Below are 1,987 nucleotides of genomic sequence, written 5' to 3'. Positions count from 1 at the left end.
CTCAGATGTTTTGCGACGGCATGAAAGACCTGCAAGCGCCGGTCAGCCATGATTTCTCTCCTGGTGGGGTGCGGCCGATATTCAATCACATTCCGCCGCGCTTCCGGCGGCCAACTTCATTTTTGGGCCAAATTTCCGGTTGACCGTGGCCGCTGCAAACGAAGGCAGCGCAGGCGGCATTGACCGACTGTCATGAAGCCTTAACCGGTGCCGCCTAGGCTTGAATGATTTGATCAGGGCTGGCGCACAACGATGCATAACGGCGACGATCGCGCAAGCCTTGCGCCGAATTTCCAGCGTGGTATAACCCTCGCCCAAAGTCATATAAGAGACAAATATTTCGTGCCGTTCGGCTTCTACATCATCATGGCCGCGCAATTCTTTTCCGCGCTGGCCGACAACGCCCTGCTGATCGCCGCCATCGCCGCCCTCCGCGAGATGCACGCGCCGTCGGAGTACGAACCGCTCCTCAAGACCTTCTTCACGGTTTCCTACGTGGTGCTCGCCGCCTTCGTCGGCGCCTTCGCCGACTCGATGCCCAAGGGCCGGGTCATGCTGATCAGCAACGGCATCAAGATCATCGGCTGCAGCATGATGTTCTTCGGCGCCCATCCGCTGCTCGCCTATGCCGTCGTCGGCCTCGGCGCCGCCGCCTACTCGCCGGCCAAGTACGGCATCTTGACCGAATACCTGCCGCACCGCCTGCTCGTCGTCGCCAATGGCTGGATCGAAGGCCTCACCGTCGGCGCCATCATTCTCGGCGTCGTTATCGGCGGCACCCTGATCCGCCCGGAGATCGCCCAGCAGCTGCTGGCCTTCGACTTTCCGCTCATCGACACCGGCGTCGACAGCATCGGCGAAATGGCACTCTCCGTCGTTGCCGTGCTCTACGTCATCGCCGCCCTGTTCAATCTCTACATTCCCGAAACCGGCGTCGACCACAAGGCGCTGAAGAAGAATCCGATTTTCCTGTTCCACGAATTCAAGCACTGCCTCGGCCTGCTCTGGCGCGACCGCCTCGGTCAGATTTCACTGGCCGTCACCACGCTGTTCTGGGGGGCCGGCGCAACGCTCCAATTCATCGTCATCAAATGGTCGGAAGCGGCGCTCGGCCTCGGTCTCTCCAAGGCCTCCATGCTCCAGGGCGTGGTTGCCGTCGGGGTGGCGATTGGCGCCATCGCCGCGGCCAAGTTCATCACCTTGCGCAAATCGGTCCGCGTCATTCCGCTCGGCATCGCCATGGGCCTCATCGTGCTGGTCATGAACTTCGTGACCAGCCTGTGGCTGGCCGTGCCGCTGCTCATCCTGATCGGCGGCCTGTCCGGCTTCTTCGTCGTGCCGATGAACGCCCTGCTCCAGCACCGCGGCCATATCCTGATGGGCGCCGGCCACTCGATCGCCGTCCAGAACTTCAACGAAAACATCTCGATCCTGATCATGACCGGGCTCTACTACCTGATGGTCAAGATGGACCTGTCGATCTACTGGGTGGTCACGCTGTTCGGGCTCTTCGTCAGCTGCCTGATGTACGTCATCCGCCTGCGCCATCTGGCCAACCAGGCACAACAGAATGACGTCCAGCACCTGGACGACTCGGTGCTCCACTGAGATCGGCGGGCCGCATGGCCACGACCACAGAAACAAAGGCTGGCCCTAGGGTCAACCGGGAAAAACGGCCAAAAATGAAATCCGCTGCCGCCTAAAACGGCAGCTCGGGCGTCGCCGCCTCGCGTAACAGTCGGCGGGCGAACAGCAAGTCCTCCCAAGCCTTTGCCTTGTCCGGCAAATTACGCAGCAGATAGGCCGGGTGGTAGGTCACCACCAGCGGAATTCCCGCGTATTCGTAACGCTGGCCACGCAATGCCGCCAGCGACTTGTCGTCATGCAGCACCGCATGGACGGCCGCTTTGCCCAACAGCACAATGATCTTCGGCTTGAGCAGCGCGATCTGCCGTTCCAGATACGGCCGGCAGGCGGTAATTTCAGC

Annotated in this window: 2 protein-coding genes; one reads left to right on the top strand and one right to left on the bottom strand. The window is 61.2% G+C overall.

What is annotated here, in order from left to right:
* Nucleotides 1–342: 342 nt before the first annotated feature.
* Nucleotides 343–1,608, top strand: a complete 1,266-nt coding sequence (gene lplT / locus ADADOO_RS14095) for a lysophospholipid transporter LplT (protein WP_511278138.1) — start codon at nt 343–345, stop codon at nt 1,606–1,608.
* A 91-nt stretch (nt 1,609–1,699) separates the two neighbouring features.
* Here lplT and ADADOO_RS14090 read toward each other — a convergent pair.
* A partial coding sequence (locus ADADOO_RS14090) for a uracil-DNA glycosylase (protein WP_511278137.1) occupies nt 1,700–1,987 on the bottom strand: 288 nt, incomplete at its 5' end.

It is taken from the genome of Azonexus sp. (genome assembly GCF_036170495.1).
In the GTDB taxonomy this organism is placed as follows: domain Bacteria; phylum Pseudomonadota; class Gammaproteobacteria; order Burkholderiales; family Rhodocyclaceae; genus Azonexus.
This window is presented reverse-complemented; position numbering and strand designations above follow the sequence as displayed.